This window comes from Helicobacter rodentium ATCC 700285 (assembly GCF_000687535.1).
Lineage (GTDB): Bacteria > Campylobacterota > Campylobacteria > Campylobacterales > Helicobacteraceae > Helicobacter_D > Helicobacter_D rodentium.
Window position 1 is genome coordinate 97779 of record NZ_JHWC01000004.1, and the last position, 17329, is coordinate 115107.

Here is a 17329-nt window from a genome sequence, read left to right on the forward strand (position 1 = left end):
ATTTATGCTAGGTATTGGAGTCTTTGGAGCTGGTGGACGTGTCGGGAAATTGGTTGTAGATTTAGCTAAAGTGAATCATCAAGTAAAATTAGAGTGCGTATATGTGCGCAGGGACTTAGATTTTTCTATTGACCCCGGTGTTTTAATTACCGCTGATTTAAAGATTTTATTAGAAAGTTCTGATGTAGTTATTGACTTTACAACTGCAGAGGGGACGAGGGCGTTATTGGAAGTAGCTCTTGATAATCCTAAGCCAATTGTAATTGGCACAACAGGCTTGGAATCTCATCACGAGAATCTCATCAAAGAAGCTTCTAAAAAAATGCCTATTTTGTATGCTAGTAATATGTCTTTAGGTATTGCAGTATTAAATAAGGCAATTAAATTGGTTGCAAGCACTTTGCGTGATTTTGATATTGAAATTGTAGAAACACACCATCATCATAAAAAAGACTCTCCTAGTGGAACAGCTTTGCGTTTGGCTCAAACTTGTGCGCAAGCTAGGGGTTTAGAGTTAGATAAAGTGCGCAAAAGCGGTAGAAACGGCAATATTGGAGAACGCGAAAAAGATGAGATTGGTGTAATGGCATTGCGCGGTGGTGATGTTGCTGGAATCCATAATGTGGGATTCTATGGAAATGGAGAGTATTTGGAGTTTATCCATACGGCAACCTCTCGTGCTACTTTTGCGCAAGGAGCAATTAAGGCTGCCCTTTGGCTGCATAAGCAACCTAATGGGCTATATGGTATTGAAGATTCTTTGGGATTATAAGCGTGGAGAAGCCAATTAAAAATGCAATTTTGAACCACTCCAATACAAAGGATTGGAATGAGGAATGTGCGGTGGTTGGTGTGTATAATGCACAAAATGCTGCGAGTATTGCGTATTATTCTCTTTTTTCTATGCAGCACCGCGGACAAGAGGCAACAGGAATCGCAACAAGTAATGGTGAAAAAATTACCACAATTAAAAACAATGGATTGGTAACAGAAGTTTTTTGCGATGATACATTAAATAGATTAAAAGGCTTCAGTGCAGTGGGACATAATCGTTATTCTACTGCTGGTAATGATTCTATTTCTGATGTGCAACCTTTGTTTGCGCGTTATGATTTGGGAGAAATTGCTATTGTGCATAATGGAAATCTCACAAATGCTCGTAAAATTCGTAATGAGCTCATTCAAGAGGGAGCAATTTTTCAAAGTTATATGGATACAGAGAATCTTATCCATTTAATTGCAAGGGCTAAACAGGAAAACTTAATAGATAGAATTAAAGAAGCAGTTTTGCGACTAAAGGGCGCATTTTGTTTTGTCATTTTAAGCCGTAAAAAAATGTTTGTGATTCGTGATAGACACGGATTTCGTCCTTTAAGTCTTGGAGAAATTACAAATCCTGATGGTTCTAAAGGCTATATTGTTGCAAGTGAGACTTGTGCCTTTGATTTGGTAGGCGCGAAGTTTGTACGTGATGTGGAACCCGGTGAAATGCTAATGTTTTCCAAAAATGGTGTGGAATCTCATAAAATTATGCCCTCCAACCCTCACCCTTGTATCTTTGAGTATGTGTATTTTGCGCGTCCGGATAGTCGTGTTTTTGGACGACTTGTTTATGAGATTCGTAAAAATATGGGGCGGGAATTAGCCAAAGAGAATCCTATAGAAGCGGATTTAGTGATTCCTGTACCCGATAGTGGCGTGGCGGCTGCTTTAGGGTATTCACAAGAAAGTGGGATTCCGTTTGAATTGGGCATTATCCGTAATCACTATGTGGGACGCACTTTTATTGAGCCAACGCAACAGATTCGGGAATTAAAGGTGCGCTTGAAGCTTAATCCTATTCGAGAATTAATAGAGGACAAGCGCGTGGTTGTGATTGATGATTCTGTGGTGCGTGGAACAACAAGTCGCCAGATTGTAAAAATCTTGCGTGATTGTGGCGTTAAGGAAATCCATATGAAAATCTCTTCTCCCCCAACAATTTCTCCTTGCTATTATGGAGTAGATACGCCTAGTGTAGAGGATTTGATTAGTGCAAGAATGAATAATGAGGAAATATGCAAATTTATTGGCGCAGATTCTTTATCGTTTCTAACTCTTGAGGGTTTAAAGCGGAGCATTGGTGTAGAAAATTTCCAATATTGTCAAGCCTGTTTTGACAAAAAATATATTGAGGTAGAATAAGTGAAGCAAATGCTAACATTTGGACGTTATTGTAAGCGCCGTTTTGGGCAGAGAGTGCGTAAAGTGCCAATAGCTCTTGCAGGTTTTACTTGTCCAAATATTGATGGTTCAGTGGCGCGTGGTGGTTGTATTTTTTGTAAAAACGAAAGTTTTTCACCAACACTTGATAAAGAGCCTAGAGTTGCGCTTAAGATGAATCCAAAAATGACCGAAAATCCATTGTTGGAAATGCAACTCAAGCAGTTACAGAGTCAATATGATTGGCAGAGTGAGTTTCATCGCAATAAGTTTGGTGTAGAAAAATATATGATTTATTTTCAGTCTTTTACAAACACTTATGCGCCTTTTGATACGCTTCAAAAACTCTATACAAAGGCGTTGGGTTTGCCAAATGTAGTAGGAATGTCTATTGGCACACGCACGGATTCAATGGATTTGAAATTGCTTGATTTTTTGGGTGATTTATCAGAAATAAAAGGGCAGGAAATTTGGGTAGAATATGGAATCCAATCTGTATATGATGAAACTTTGCAATTTATTAATCGCGGACACGGCACAGAAAATATGGAATCCATTATTCAAGCAACAAAAGAGCGCGGTTTAAAAGTGTGTTCGCATATCATTTATGGACTACCTAATGAAAGCAAGGAAATGATGTTGCATAGTTTAGAATCCGTTATCCAGTGGGGTAGTGATGGAATCAAGATTCACCCGCTTTATATTATTGAAAAAACAATCTTGGCAAATCTTTATGAAAAAGGCGAGTATAAGCCCATCTCTTTAGGGGATTATATTGATTTGATTGTAGAATCTTTAAAGAGGATTCCGCAAAATATCGTTATTCACCGCGTGAGTGCAGGTGTGCGCAATGATACACTTCTTGCACCCAAATGGTGTTTTGATAAAAATATTCAAATGCGTGCGATTCGTGATGCGCTAAGAGATGCAGGGATTGAGTATTGATTTATAAGACCCTTAATCCAGTGAATAGAACAAGTTAAAACATTAATGTTCTAATGCAGTCTTGCTAAAAAACTCTAAAATTGCCTCTCGCATAAGAGTGGGATTTGTGATAGTATTTACAAGAGTTCTAAATTCGCTTGCACCTTTTAAACCTTTGGAGTAAGCGTGTAGGTTTTTACGAAACATTATTGCGCCATAGTCGCCCCTAAAAGAGATTGTGCGGTCAAAATGTTCCAAACTCACACGTTGTCGCAATTCCACATTTTCATTTTGCAATCCCTCTTTGATTTGAGTAAAAATCCAAGGCTTTTCAATGGCTGCTCTCCCAATCATTACACCATCTGCACCAGTACATTCTAAAACCTTTTGGCTTTTTTGCGCACTATTAATTTCTCCATTGGCAATCAGAGGCATAGACAAAACTTGTTTCATTAGGGCAATAGAATTGTAATCTATACATTCTTTTTTGTATCCATCTGTCTTTGTGCGACCATGCACCACAACATAATCAATAGGGGTATCGTTGAGTGCATTTGCGATTTCTAGTGGAATCTTTGTATTAAAACCCAGCCGAACTTTTACACTCAAATAAGGAATTTTACTTACTCTTCTAATTAATCTTAGAATCTCTACGAGTTTGTTTAAGTCTTTTAATAATGAGCTTCCGCTCCCGTGATTAGAAACTTTTGGAGCGGGACAACCACAATTTAAATCTAAAATTTGAATATCCTCTTTAGATTGGTTAAGCAATTCCACTGCGCGTGTGATGATGTTTGTATCATTACCTGCAATTTGAAGAGCAAAGGGGTTTTCAAGAGGGGATTTTTCTACCATTTTTAATGTTTTTTTATTTTTAAAGGCAAGTGCATGCACACTAATCATCTCACTTACCGTAATGTCTGCACCAAATTTTTTAACAACTTCACGAAAGGGTAAATCACTATAACCAGCAAGAGGGGCTAACATAAGTGTATTTTTACAAATAATGGAATCCAAAATAAACCTTTTTAAAAATTTTTTGCAATCTTAACAAAAAACTAACAATAATTGATTAAAATTTTGCCAAATGGATTTAAGGAGCATAATATGAGATTAAGAAATTTTGTTAAAGTAGCATTGTGTGTTGGTATGTTTAGTATCCCAGCTTTTGCAGATATGGATATGCACGGGCAAATTGTCGAAGTGAATCAGGCAAATAAAACCATTACAATTTCGGGAATGAATGGGAATATGGTTGTGCAAGTTTTTCCCTACACGAAATTAAAAGGTGATGATTGTGGAATCTTTGGAAATGATACTTACCATAACTTTACAGCTTTAAAGCCGGGCATGTTTGTTGAGATTGATGGTTATCCTCAAGGACAAATTTTCGGAGCGCAAGAGATAGAGTGGAAGTGTGGTAGAAGAGCGTATTAGGAAACTTTATGAGGATTTTTAGAATAGTCTTAATATTTTTTTGTTTGAATATATTAGCGTGGGGAGATAGTTTTAAATTAGAGGGGATTATCGCAAGTGTGGATAATGCAAAGAAAACTATCACCGTGGATTCTATTTATGGAGATACCATTGTTGTGCAAATTTTACCCAATACAGAAATAGAGTTAGACGATTGCGGAATGTTTGGTATGAGTAAGTATGGGACTTTCAAGAATTTGTTACCGGGTACTTTTGTAGAAATTAAATTATACTTTCCAGCTTTAAACAATGGCGGAGAGAGAGCTAATCCCATTGCTTATGAGATAGAAATTGAATGCTATAAAAAACGCGCCTATTAAACTTCTTATGTTTTGCAAAGAATAACCAAGCTAGATTGCGCAAGATTTTTATAGTTTTTCAAGTTATTTTTTCTATTATTTCTAAAATAGCTATAAATTTTACAGCCACAAGAAGCAATGGTGTCTAACTGCTCAAGAAAAAATGTGGAATCTAAAATCATCATTGGTGGTTCAATTAGGATTAGGTTTTCTACGCGTTGATGAGTTTTTAGCTGATTGAAAGCATAGGTGATTGCCTGTGTGCATTGTTCTTTTGAACCAAGAACGCAAAAATCATTCAAAAGAAGCGGAGGAATTGATAAAGATTCTAAATGGATTAAGCCAAAAGATTTCATTATATTTGTTGGTGGATTAATTGCCCAATCTCATCGTATTCTAATTTCTCATTTGCAAGTAAAGAATCCTTAATATTCATTAGAATTGTGCGATAATTTTTAAAAAATGCAAAACGTTCATTCTTGCATTCTTCTAAAATTTTTAATACATCTTCTTCTCTCCCCAGTAAATATTCTCCCATACCATAAGATTCTACCATTTGACGCGCTAAGGTTTTTGCGGTGTCTAAGTCTTCTTTAGCGTGTGAATAACGTTCCTGATAGAGTAATTCAAGTGCCGCAATTCCCGATAAATGAATTTTGATCTTACTTTCCATTTCATTTTTGCTTAAAAATTCTTTGTCAATAGATTTTAAGCCATCACTCATCAGGGTTGCTTTCTCAAATGGAATCTCTAAAGAATACGCACTAAAGGCTTTAGCAGCTTGATAATAAGCAAGAATCTCCTTTTCTTTGTGGCTGAAACTCAATTTTTTGCGCACACCCAACATTACTTTATCGCGAACATTTAAAATATCCTCTTTTGTGATAGTGTTAGAGCCGCGTTTGATTGCGCATAAAGCTGCCTCATTGATTAAGGAAGCTAGAGCTGCACCACTGAATCCTACACAGAGTTTTGAAATCTCTTCAAAGTCAAAATTACAATTTTTATCACGCGTATGCACTTTTAGAATTTTAATTCTTTCTTGTAAATCGGGTAATTCTACAAAAATGCGCCTATCAAATCTCCCACTTCGCAACAAAGCATCGTCTAGGGATTCCACATTGTTTGTTGCGCCTATAACAATTACTCCCGAACTATCCTCAAAGCCGTCCATCTCTGTTAAAAGTTGATTGAGTGTTGCCTCGCGCTCATCATTGCGCATACCGCCACGTGCCTTTCCCACTGCATCAATTTCATCAATAAAAATGATAGAGGGCGCATTGAGTTTAGCCTTTGTGAATAAATCATGGACGCGTTTTGCGCCCATTCCAACATAAATTTGCACGAAACTCGCCCCGCTTTGATAAAAGAATGGTACTTTTGCCTCTCCTGCTAACGCTTTTGCTATTAGCGTTTTGCCTACGCCGGGGACACCAATTAACAATACTCCTTTGGGAAGCTTTACGCCAAAATCTTGGTATTTTTTAGGCGATTTTAGGTAATCAATAATTTCTTCTAATTCATTTTTTGCCTCACTAATACCCGCAACATCTTCAAAGGTAAGATTGGAAGTAATGGGTTGTATGTAATGTAAATTAAAGGCTTCGTTCGCAAAAGATTTTGCGGTATTTTCGTAAGATTGTTTGGAATCCTTATATTTTGGAGTATTTTGGTTTGAATTGTTTTGTGGTTTTACTTTCTTGAGGGTTGCTAAGAGGAATAAAACAATGAGTATGACAATGCAAATAACTGCAAGTTCGGTTAGGTTTTGCAATATATTCAAATCCTCTTTAATCTCTAAAGGCACTTTTTGTCCAAATTCTCGTAGGTTAATACTGCTTTTGGCAACCTTGTATTCTTTACCCTCTAATGTAAAATACAAATAATCCCCTTTGATGATTGCAACTTTTGGTGGTGTGCTTTGGGTAATTGTTTGTAAATCTGTTGCGCTAATTAAAGTCGGATTATTCTTAAAAGAAAAGACGGCAAATAAAATAAATGCCAACAAAATGGCAAAGATTCCAATATATAGGTTCTTAAATTTCTGCATAATTTTTGTCCATTTTAGGGGTAAAGTGTGCAATGGGAATCCAACAATCTTTGTAAATAGGGGTTTGCGTTTGGATTTGCACTTTATTGTAATATTCATCAAATCCGTGCGCGACATATTGTGTAGAGGATTTATTCTCTATTTTGTCTGTTTCTTGAGTGGCGACATTTTCTATTAAGACATTCAGAGTTTTCTTTTGGGCTTTTAATTTCTCTCTAAATTCCAAATTATTCTTTGCGATTCGCACTTCAATTTGTTGTTTTCTTTGTTTTGCAATTTTATGATGAATCCTATCTTGGAGCTTGGCAGAAGGTGTATTATCGCGTGGGCTATAAATGAAGCTGTGTAAATGCGTCAAGGGTAAAAGGCAAAAATTCATATAAGCTTCTTGCCATATTTCTTCGCTTTCTCCGGGGTGTCCTACAATAAAATCGCTTCCCAAAGCAAATCCTTTTTCGGCTAGTAGGGTAAAAAGCTCTAAGTCTGTTTTAAAGGTATTTAAACGATTCATTATTTTTAACATTGCAGGTGCGGTGTGTTGCAAGGCGATGTGTAAATGGCGTTCAATTTTTGGGTTTTCTAATACATTTAAGAAATGTTCATTGATTTGCGATGGTTCTAAACTACCGATTCTAAGACGTTTTAAGTCTGGAATCTCGCAAAGAGATTCTATTAAAGTTGCGATGTCTTTATTAAATTCTTTACCCCAACTCCCTAAATTTGTGCCTGTTAGGATAAATTCAGTAAAGCCTTTTTGAGTAAGATTGCTTACTTGAGATAAAATCATTTCTTGCGTGAAGCTACGTGCTTTACCGCGCACACTTGGGATAATACAATAAGAACAAGAAAAATCGCAACCCTCTTGAATTTTAATAAAAGCACGACTTTTACCAATAAAGTCGCCTAAGATTTCATTTTCTAAACTGCTTAAATCGTCCTTCAAATAGAACGAAGTTTTTTGTTTTAGAATTGTGTTGATATTTTCTTTATGTGAATGTCCAAAGACGCCAAAAACCAAGTTTTTATCCAACAGATTCTGTCCTTGTGTTTGTGTGCCACAACCTGTGAAATAAATCTTTTTACCTTCTCCTTGCAATCGGTTAATATAGTTTCTAACTCCACTATCTGCATTGTTGGTTACGGTGCAAGAATTGACAACCACAATATCACTTTCTTCCTCATAAGGCGTTTGAATAAAGTCTTTAAGAGCATTTATCATTACTTGTGTGTCAAATACATTTGTGCGACAACCAAAGGTTTTAAAATAGACTTTTTGTTTTTGCATTGAAAATCTTTAGAAGAAATTTTGCTGTGGAATCTCACCATCGCTTTTTAAATGAATATTTTTAAATGCTTCCTTTTCGTTTCGGGGTGAGAAATTTTTGGGCTTACCCTCATAAATTGTTGTGCTAGGATACGCAATTTGAATATTAGGCTGGAGTAAAATCTCATCAATAATTTCGGAACTGATACTGCTACGTAGTGCCAAAGTAGCATAAGCATTGGTTAAATACCATACAGAAATGCGGATTCCATTGGGTTCAAGCAAACTAAAGACGCGTGGTTCCACATTGGTATTGCGCAAACTAAAGCGGTCGCGCATTTTTATAAATTGTTTGCGTGTGCTTTCTGTGTAGCCTTTAGCGTATTTTTTCGCGCATTCTCTTGCGATATGACAAGCTCTTTCGTGGTCGGAATCAAAAGTAATAGTAAAGTCGATTCCGTCCCAAACGGTTTTCATTCCCCCGTGTGTGTAGTTGGAAAACATTGTTGTGAAAACAAAGTTATTGGGAACAAAGATAATGCGTCCTGCCCTGCGATTCTCTTTATAAGTTGTGAGCGTAATGTCTTCATAAAGAGTGATTCTAAGGATAGAAATGTCTAACACATCACCAATATAAACAGCACCCTCTTTGATGACTTTGATTCTATCTCCTGCATGCACACAACCGCCTACAACAATCACAATCCAACCCAAAATAGACATAAAAAGGTCTTTCATTGCAATGGCTAAACCTGCAGATGCAAATCCAAGCACGGTTACAAGGTAGCTTACATTATCTAAATAAGCAAAGAGTAAAATCAAAATAATAAGAGTAATATTTAAAAAGTTAATGATTTTGTTTGTTGTGTAAATGCGTTCGTTGTCGTGGATATATTTGCGCACCCCAAGTTTAATAGAAAAAGCGATTCCAATGAGAATTAAAATTGTAATACCTATGTAAATGCTTTTGATAAATTGTTCTTTGATTTGAGTTTTTAAACGCGTTTTCACTTCTTCCATTTCTTTGGTAAAGATTTCTAAAGTTGTATTAAAGACTTCTTGCGTTGTTTCAAGCACGGTTAGCGCATTGTCGTTTGCTTGGTAGGATTTAATGAGGGATTCTCTGTCGGAAAAAAGGCAATAGTTGGAGCTGCAAAGATTGTGAAGCTTGTCTAAATTTTGTGTAGTGCTATAAATTTCTAGCAATTTGCTTAACGCTTCGTCTTTTTGTTTGAGGAATTTGAGGTTTTCTTGTAGATGCCGATAGCTTTGTTGTAGGAGTGCTAATTCTGTATCTACTTTTTTTATGTAAGAATAAGCGCGTGCAATAAGTAAGAGATTTGTAACATTGGGTGCTTCTTCAATTTTTTTTGCTTCTGTCAATTCACGAAAAGGAGAGTCTTTATAAATACCCAAAACTTCTTTTTGTTGCTCTAATGCAGTAAGATTGCGTTCTAAAATACTTAGCTGATTCTGCGTTTCAATACTTTTAGGCTGTTTTTCTAGTGCATTAATTTCATTTTGAGTTTGCAAAACACTGAAAATCACTTGCTGGTAGGCTTGATAATTGGAATATTTTTTCATCCATAAATTATTGGGATTATTTAGAAAATTATCCGCTTGTGTAATTTGAGAATCTAGTTGTTTGATATTTTTTATCTCCTCTACTAATTCGTTTCCCAATGCGCTTGTGAGAAAAATAAGGAGGAGGACTAAAAATCGTAAGGGTTTCATTTGGAAAATTCACTCAATACTTCTAGGATTGTTTCTTTGGGAATATCCTCTTTAAAACATGCATTGCCAATTCCATTAGGCAAAATAAATTTAATGCGGTTATTGGAAGTTTTTTTATCCCAAAAGAAAGCTTGATAAAAGGATTCTATATCTCTTATTTTGTAAGTAGTTGGAATCTGGTATTTTTGAAGTAATTCTGAAATACTCTTTTCTTCCTCTTGTGTGATGAGATTCAATCTCAAAGCAAGTTTGTTTGCCATTATGATTCCAATTCCAACAGCCTCTCCGTGTAGATAATGCCCATAGCCACTTTCTCTTTCAATAATATGTCCAAAAGTATGTCCATAGTTAAGAGTGGCACGGATTCCGTATTCTTTCTCATCTTCTGCTACGACTTTAGCTTTAATGCTCACCGCTTGGTAGATAATGCTCAATAAAGCCCCTTGATTGGTTATATCGGCATTTTGTAAAACCTTAAAAAAGCCTTTATCAAAGCAAACTGCCATTTTAATGATTTCAGCCATTCCTGCGCTTAATTCGCGTTTTGGTAGAGTAGATAGGAAATGAGGGTGGATAAACACTGCTTTGGGTTGATGAAACAAGCCAATCAGGTTTTTACCGAAGTGATTATTGATACCCGTTTTGCCTCCCACACTAGAATCCACTTGCGCTAAAAGTGTTGTTGGGATTTGGATAAAATCTATTCCACGCATAAAGATTCCAGAAGCAAAACCAACAATATCTCCAATTACTCCTCCACCAAAGGCAATCATTAAGGAGTTTCTGTTTAATTGATGATTAAAGGCGGCTTCTAGGATTCCATTAATTGTTTCAAAGTTTTTATAATTTTCGCCATCGGGAATTGTGTGGCAATAAATTTCTTTCGCTTCCAAGTTTGCAAGTAAGGTTTGCAGGTGTAACCCCGCAATTTTTGGGTTTGTAACGATGAGAATCTTATCTTTATGTGTGATTTTGTGCAAGTCGCCAAAAGTGATTGTGTAACTAGGTAAAGCAATGCTAAATGGATTGTTTTGGCATTTCACTGGGTGTGCCTTAAAATAAAATTCAAAGCTAGTATTCTAACATTTTTTACTTTTTTATTTCTTTAGAATAGGGTAAAAATTGTTTGAATTTGAGAGTTTATATAAAATTTAGGTTTAAAAAATTAGTTTTAAGACTGAAGTAAATAATAAGCTCCAAACGCCCCAACAAGCATTAAAATAATATCGCTGATGATTCCAATAAGGTTTTTATAGCGCAATAAAATTGCCTTTTGCATCAAAAGCGCATAGCTCATAAGAATACAGAAATCAAGAAGAATCCATACTGCTACGAGAATGCTTAAACCCGTAAGAATAGAATCGGTGATATGGATAAACTGCGGAAAAAATGCTACAAAAAATAAAATGTCTTTTGGATTGCCTATTGCAATGCCAAACCCCTCTAAAAAGCTAGAGACAAAGGTTTTGTTAATTTTGATTTGATTGCATTGCGGTTCGGATTCCTTTTGGGGCTGACTTTGATAGTTTTTCAATGTATGATACAAAGAGCTAAATCCTAGATAAAAAATAAATGCACAACCTGCAATACTGATGAGGGATAATGCAAAGGGAGAAATTTCAAATGCACCTAAAATTATTGCAATGGCAAAGGTTATCAGGAGTAAAGAGGCGAAGTTTGTCCCTATGCTTGTAAAGAATGCTGTTTTAAATCCATACATTGAAGCATTGCGTATCACAAGCGCAACCACAGGACCGGGTGTCGCAATGAGTAGGAAAACCGCTAGAATATAGGCAAGTAAAATTTCAAACATTAGGATTCCTTTGTTTGTTAGTATTGTGTATTTTATCTTAAAACTATTTTAAAGTTAGCCATTTTGGCATCGTGAGAAAAATTGTAGAATTTTCGTAACAGCCTATAATCTTAAATTACACAAAGACTGCTTACGATTCAATGCAGACTAAAAGGAGAAAAAATAAAATTAAGCGAATGAGGCAGCTTTAAATCAAAGGGATTGAGTGCCTTTTGCGGTGCGATAATCAAGGTGTAACCTCCCTTTTTGTCCCTATCCCATATACTATAAAATTCTTTTTTAGAGCTGATATACTCGCCATAGTTTGGGTCAAAGATTTGCAAATAATTGCCTTTGTGATTGATAATCACTACAAAGTGAGGAAATCTAGGGTCGTTTTCAATCTTTACAAGCATTGGAATCTTGACAAGTTGATTAAGAATCTCTCTATCTAAAGAATAGGAGTTAGCCTTAAAGCCTAGCTTTTGAGCCGCTGCTTTCAAATCTGTAAAGCTCACCATATCTGTATTTAGTTTGCTTTCACTCATTGTTTTTAAGATTTCTAATTCAGTGAAATTGCTTTGATTTAAGATATTTAGTAATGTAGCAAGCGAGGAAGCACCGCAAGATTCCTCATAGCTTTGTCTTATCACTCTTTGATTCTTTATTTCTTGATAGGATTGCACGATAAATTCTGCATTTGCGAGGCTTTGAAGCAAACAAAGTAGCAGATAAATTTTTATCAAGTTTTTCATTAAGAGATTCTGTATTGCCATTTGCAAACATTAGAGATTGTCATTGTGGAATCCCTTAAGCCTCTGTGTCTAGTCTTTTTTGTGAAGTTGCAAAATAATTTTTTAGGCTTTGAATGTCCAAATTCCCTTTACTTCTCTCTCCAAAGAGTATTAAGATTTGCTCTAGCTTCTGCTGACTTTTAATAAAGTCTAAGGTATTTAAAAAGCTTGTATCTTGATAAGTTTCACTCTTGCTTGTTACTTGGATTGGTTTAAATTTATTTTTGCTTTTCTGCTCCCTAAGATTCTTATTGTATTCCTCAATTTCCTCATTTTCTTTTCTTAGTTGTTCTTGCCATTCGTCATATTTTGCCTGATATTCTTTGCGTAATTCCGCCCATTGTTTCCCAAATTCCTCTGGGCTCATATCTTTAGCACTTGTGCGCAGAAGTTGTCCTGCTTTGCCTCTATCAAATACATTCATTCCTAGCCAACTATCATTTTCATCAATAAAGTTTGTGTATGTATTCCCTGCTTTTTGCAATTCTAAAGCTATCGTTGAATCCCCTACTACATAGCTTGTATCTAATGCCATAAAGATTCTAAACTTACCGCTCTCATTTAATTCGCCTCTAGCATTAAGATATTGTGGAATATTGAGTAGGCTATTATAAAGTGATTCGTCCTTTGGTGTTTTGGCTTGATTGATGAGGGATTCTAACTCTTGGCTAGATAGTTTTGTAAATGATTGGTAAGCGTTTTGAATGCTGCCCTTTATATCAAGATTGTTATAATAGCCTATAACTCGGGATAAATCGTATCTTATTATCATAGTAGAATGAATGTTTATGCCACTTGGGATTCCAAGTTGTGTGTTAAACTCACTTGGCAAAAAGCCCTCTTTATCGGGAGTAAAGCCGATAATGTTTGCGACTATTTCTCTAAAATTAAATGCTGTATTTTGGGAATCATCACTTGAGTGTGCTTGTGTGGAATCCTCATTGCTTTTTTGTGGCGATTCTTGTTGTAAATTGTTGCTCTTGCTTAAAGAATCTTGAAATTGTCTCTGTGGCACTAAATTATAGTTGTTATTTTGAATTGCTATCATTACAAATCCTAGTAAAATTTAACTTCCATAGCATTTTGATAACGATTCCGTATTTCTTTGACAATTAAATTATTCGGCATATATCTTGTTGAATATGCTGTTCCAGTAACTGCATTATAAACTGCTGTCCCATAAGAAAAATATGTGTATCTACCATTCCTAGAGTAACCCACATTCATTTTAACACTGAAACCTATCAACTGATAGGGGTTACCTCCTGTGGTGGCTAACCAATCTTGCCCTCTGCGTGAGCTTGGATTTGCACACCGAGACTGACCTTCACCACATAATTGTATAGAGCGATAATTACCTTCCTGTTTAAAAGTGCTCCATTCATAATCACTAGGAATCATAATAGCGTGAATTTCATTTCCTCCGCCTATGAATCCAACATTATACCCCCCTACGACTTGCTTTTCCTCCTCTGTGCTTAAGAGCCTTACGCCTTTACTTGTATCGCTTACTGCACCATTGGTTATTTGTGCTAACAAATCCTCTGCCAATGCACCACTTGAAAATAAACCACCCATTACCGCAATGCTAAGAAATTTCTTTAACATTGTTTTCCCCTTGTAAATTATTCTTTTTGAAATATCGGCTATTTTAACAAAAAGTTAAGATTATTAATCAAGGATTTGTTTAAAATTGAAATGAAAATTGCTAAATGTTGTTATATGTTACTATTTGTAATTTTAATTTGGAGGATTCAATGATTAAAAGAGTGTTATTTGGGATTTTAGTTGGTGTTTTACCACTTCTTGCGTCCGATGAGTTGAGTATTGATAGTCTTTTTAAAAAGCAAATTGGGCTTAGAAGCATTACAAATCTTTCACTTCTAAGCACAGGGAATGCAAACTCTTATACAATGTATCCGAATCTAAGCATTACAGGCAACCCGACAATATGGAATGATACGAAGCAACTAAGTCTTAATCAAACCTTTATTTATACCTTACACCCGAAATTTGATTTGCTTGTTTCGGGCAATGGAAGCTATGCAAGACAAGAATATACGAACTTTTTCACAGGTGAATATTCTCATAATAATAAATGGTCGTTTAATTCCTTGTGGCTTGGGTTAATCTATACTTTTAATAGCGTTGCGGATTTTGTGCCACAGATTAGCTTTCAAAGTGCAGTGGTGCAGAGGGAGACTTTTGTCAATGAGGATAAAAACTTTTATCTCAAATCTCAAAACTTACAAGCAACCTTAAGAGGATACAGCGACCCTGTGGTTTATGGAATCTATGGGGGATTTGGCTATAACGCAAAGAGGAAGTTTGAGTTTGCAAAGGTAGAATATGGTAATAGCTATTATATCGGCGGGGATTTGTCTATCATCTTAAGCCCTAAGATTACGCTAGATTTAGGGGCGGAGCAGAGATTCCAAACAGAACAAAAGATTAATGGATACCAAAACTCCGAGATTCGCTCTATCCCCACGCTAAGCATAGGTTCTACTTATAGTGTAAATTCTGATACCGCAGTTTCTCTTAGTGCCTCTTTGGGCGGAAGTTCCGCTGCACCTGATGCTATCTTTGGACTTACTTTGTGGCAGAAATTTTAAGAGAGTTACTTAAAGTAACAAAAGAGAGGTTTGAGAATTGATGAATCAAAAATTAAAGATAAATTTAACTTTTAATCTTTTACAATAAAGCGTTCATAAATTTAAACCTAAAAAGAGAACAAATGAAAACAAACAAAATTTTAGGCATTCTTGCAATCTTAGGATTCTTTTCTAGCGCAAGTTTTGCGGAGGATTTCTTAGCAAAATTAACCAATGGTGCAGTAAGTGATACAAGTGAGGGCGTGAGAGTTTTAAGCGCAGAGGAGGAAAGGGAAGTTGTAGGAGGAGTTTATACGCACATAAAATCAATGGATAGTAGAATCTCAAATTATGGTGTGCCTATGCGTTATACGGTATATGGACAGATAGACCTTTTTGGTAAAGAAGTAAATCAAAAAAATCCCATAGAAGTTTTAAACTTTAAGCGAGATACTTATGACCAAGGGCGTTATCTAGGGCTTGACAAAAAATACCATTTTGCAGTGCAAAGTGATACTATTGGAGTTACTTGGGGACAAGTAAGTAGTATTTATGTTCAATCTAACTATAACTATTCCAAAAGCGTTTCTTGGAATAACAGATATACCTACAATGTATTTTATACTTTAGAGGGAAGCAATAAACTTTATCAAGCTTATACCAAAAAATCAAGAAATTTAGCAAATTTCTATCAATTTAGAGCGAAGCATACTTTAGATTCAAGGCGATTCTAGGAGAAATTATGCAGATAAGCAGTGCAAAGAGAGAATTTTCAAGCTACACTCCAAACCAGACCGCAACAAAGGAGGATTCTAACTCCTCCTTTTCTTTAATGCTAGAAAATAGCAAGAATCTTTATCTCAAAGGAGAAGTTGCTTCCAACCCTGCGGTGGCTTTATCGTTTTTGAATCCAACTAAAAATAGTGTAGAGATTACAAATGATACGCGAGAGGAAAATGCAAAGAAAGAGGAAATTAAGGCTCTTAAAGCAGAATTTGAAGAGTTAAAAAGACAACACAAAAAAGAAAGGAATATTCAAGAGGCAATTAGGCAAGCATTTGAAATTAAACAGCTTGGCATACAAATTGATTTGTTACAAGGAGAGGCTTTCGGATATAGCATTGATGAAAATGGCTTTATGGGAGAAGATTTTAATGCTGCCGCTGGACTTCCGTTAGATTATAAGATTGTTTATAAGCATTTGGGAGAATTTTATTACGATGAAACAACCCGTTTCGATTCCTACTATAAAGAAATTGATATGGCAAAGACAATCCATAACGATTTTGTCTTTTTCCAAGATTTGGTCGGTGATTTAAGCCAAAGCAATAGAATGCTTAGCCCCGATGAAATTAAGGCTCTGCCACAGAGGAATATTTATGCTTATTATCCTACCGCAGAGGATAGAGACTTGATTATGCAATTAAATCTACAAGAAAATAAAAATTTTATGGAATCGTGGGATAAAATTAGCAAAACAGGCATTTCTGTGCCATTCTTTATTCATTGTAGTCTAATGGATATTGATAAGACGCTCCAACAAAGGCAAGACCCTAGATTTAGCGTAGAGGAGCGTTACTTTGAAGGGGATAAAATCTCAACGAGTGGGCTATTTATAATGTCTTGTTTGGGTAGTGAGATTGTTGGGGAGCGTTCAGAGTTTTTTTATGAGAGCAGAAAGGAGAATGAGCGTTTTTATGCTCAAATGCTAAGAACAAATGAATTTCCAAATACTTATGTGATAAATTACGATACAGAGCAGAGATTTTGGGATTTGTTAAATGGTGAAATCTCTGTGGAATCACATTTGCAAGAGTTGATAGATTTAGGCTATACGCATAATAATACAATTCAATGGGACGAGGATAGAGAGCGGTTTGCAAACTCTTTGACACATTTTCTCAAAGTCTTTCAAGAGATTTTAGATTCTCATTCTCTTAATGCTCAAGAGCTTCAAACACTAAACAAACAAGAATCTTACAATACACAAGCCAAACAAGCACTTCAAGATTCTAAAAATCTTAAAGATTCTAAGGAATCCAAAGAATCTAAGCCCTACGAATCCCAAACCAAACAAGAAAAAATGAATACTTTTTTGAATCATTTACTAAAGGTAGGGTAAAGTATTTGTAAGAGAGTTACTTAAAGTAACAAAAGAGAGGTTTGAGAATTGGTGAATCAAAAATCAAGGATAAATTTA

The 17329-nt window shown here is 35.7% G+C and carries 18 protein-coding genes; 8 read left to right on the forward strand and 10 right to left on the reverse strand.

Going from position 1 to position 17329, the window contains the following annotated elements; genetic code table 11:
• The first annotated feature begins 4 nt into the window (after positions 1-4).
• The 3 genes from dapB to mnmL are packed head-to-tail and all read left to right on the forward strand — an operon-like array spanning position 5 to position 3147.
• Entirely contained in the window at positions 5-772 is a 768-nt protein-coding gene (gene dapB / locus BS85_RS0104180; protein ID WP_026943703.1) for a 4-hydroxy-tetrahydrodipicolinate reductase, read from the forward strand.
• A 2-nt stretch (positions 773-774) separates the two neighbouring features.
• A complete protein-coding gene (purF, locus tag BS85_RS0104185; protein ID WP_245596281.1) occupies positions 775-2184 on the forward strand; it encodes an amidophosphoribosyltransferase in 1410 nt (469 codons plus the stop codon).
• A 9-nt stretch (positions 2185-2193) separates the two neighbouring features.
• Positions 2194-3147, forward strand: a complete 954-nt coding sequence (mnmL, locus tag BS85_RS0104190; RefSeq protein ID WP_211246898.1) for a tRNA modification radical SAM protein MnmL/YtqA — start codon at positions 2194-2196, stop codon at positions 3145-3147.
• Between the two features lie 42 nt (positions 3148-3189).
• Here the strand turns inward: mnmL and BS85_RS0104195 are convergent, their stop codons facing one another.
• The gene (locus BS85_RS0104195) at positions 3190-4113 is read right to left on the reverse strand and encodes a tRNA dihydrouridine synthase (protein WP_051604688.1); all 924 of its coding nucleotides are present in this window, start codon (positions 4111-4113) and stop codon (positions 3190-3192) included.
• 120 nt (positions 4114-4233) lie between these two features.
• Between BS85_RS0104195 and BS85_RS0104200 the strand changes: the two genes are divergently transcribed.
• Positions 4234-4563 carry a hypothetical protein gene (locus tag BS85_RS0104200; RefSeq protein ID WP_026943707.1) on the forward strand — a complete coding sequence of 110 codons (330 nt, stop codon included), beginning with the start codon at positions 4234-4236 and terminating at the stop codon, positions 4561-4563.
• An 8-nt stretch (positions 4564-4571) separates the two neighbouring features.
• Entirely contained in the window at positions 4572-4922 is a 351-nt protein-coding gene (locus BS85_RS0104205; RefSeq protein WP_051604679.1) for a hypothetical protein, read from the forward strand.
• A gap of 5 nt (positions 4923-4927) precedes the next feature.
• Here BS85_RS0104205 and BS85_RS0104210 read toward each other — a convergent pair whose 3' ends face one another.
• The 9 genes from BS85_RS0104210 to BS85_RS0104250 form a co-directional block, all read right to left on the reverse strand.
• Positions 4928-5257, reverse strand: a complete 330-nt coding sequence (locus tag BS85_RS0104210; RefSeq protein ID WP_026943709.1) for a hypothetical protein — start codon at positions 5255-5257, stop codon at positions 4928-4930.
• Positions 5257-6951 carry an AAA family ATPase gene (locus tag BS85_RS0104215; RefSeq protein ID WP_026943710.1) on the reverse strand — a complete coding sequence of 565 codons (1695 nt, stop codon included), beginning with the start codon at positions 6949-6951 and terminating at the stop codon, positions 5257-5259. Before BS85_RS0104215 ends, BS85_RS0104210 begins: the two co-directional genes overlap by 1 nt.
• Positions 6938-8236: a tRNA (N(6)-L-threonylcarbamoyladenosine(37)-C(2))-methylthiotransferase MtaB gene (mtaB, locus tag BS85_RS0104220; RefSeq protein WP_026943711.1), complete on the reverse strand. Its 1299-nt coding sequence runs from the start codon at positions 8234-8236 to the stop codon at positions 6938-6940. Before mtaB ends, BS85_RS0104215 begins: the two co-directional genes overlap by 14 nt.
• 9 nt (positions 8237-8245) lie before the next feature.
• On the reverse strand, positions 8246-9949 hold the full coding sequence (locus BS85_RS0104225; protein WP_026943712.1) for a mechanosensitive ion channel domain-containing protein: 1704 nt from the start codon (positions 9947-9949) through the stop codon (positions 8246-8248).
• Complete coding sequence (gene aroB / locus BS85_RS0104230; RefSeq protein WP_425402387.1) at positions 9946-10992, reverse strand: 3-dehydroquinate synthase; 1047 nt, start codon at positions 10990-10992, stop codon at positions 9946-9948. Before aroB ends, BS85_RS0104225 begins: the two co-directional genes overlap by 4 nt.
• 128 nt (positions 10993-11120) lie before the next feature.
• The gene (locus tag BS85_RS0104235; protein ID WP_034551136.1) at positions 11121-11762 is read right to left on the reverse strand and encodes a LysE family translocator; all 642 of its coding nucleotides are present in this window, start codon (positions 11760-11762) and stop codon (positions 11121-11123) included.
• A gap of 137 nt (positions 11763-11899) precedes the next feature.
• Positions 11900-12496, reverse strand: a complete 597-nt coding sequence (locus BS85_RS0104240; RefSeq protein ID WP_026943715.1) for a C39 family peptidase — start codon at positions 12494-12496, stop codon at positions 11900-11902.
• A 55-nt stretch (positions 12497-12551) separates the two neighbouring features.
• Positions 12552-13583, reverse strand: a complete 1032-nt coding sequence (locus tag BS85_RS0104245) for a hypothetical protein (protein WP_026943716.1) — start codon at positions 13581-13583, stop codon at positions 12552-12554.
• Between the two features lie 8 nt (positions 13584-13591).
• Positions 13592-14143: a hypothetical protein gene (locus BS85_RS0104250; RefSeq protein ID WP_026943717.1), complete on the reverse strand. Its 552-nt coding sequence runs from the start codon at positions 14141-14143 to the stop codon at positions 13592-13594.
• A 149-nt stretch (positions 14144-14292) separates the two neighbouring features.
• On the opposite strand from BS85_RS0104250, the gene BS85_RS0104255 reads away from it, so the two are divergent.
• From BS85_RS0104255 to BS85_RS0104265, 3 genes are all read left to right on the forward strand, one after another.
• The gene (locus BS85_RS0104255) at positions 14293-15150 is read left to right on the forward strand and encodes a hypothetical protein (RefSeq protein ID WP_034551156.1); all 858 of its coding nucleotides are present in this window, start codon (positions 14293-14295) and stop codon (positions 15148-15150) included.
• Positions 15151-15272: 122 nt separating this feature from the next.
• Positions 15273-15863 (forward strand): hypothetical protein, encoded by a 591-nt coding sequence (locus tag BS85_RS10220; RefSeq protein ID WP_034551138.1) that lies wholly within the window; start codon positions 15273-15275, stop codon positions 15861-15863.
• A gap of 8 nt (positions 15864-15871) precedes the next feature.
• Complete coding sequence (locus BS85_RS0104265) at positions 15872-17251, forward strand: Cj0814 family flagellar-dependent secreted protein (RefSeq protein ID WP_026943719.1); 1380 nt, start codon at positions 15872-15874, stop codon at positions 17249-17251.
• The last annotated feature ends 78 nt before the right edge of the window (positions 17252-17329 follow it).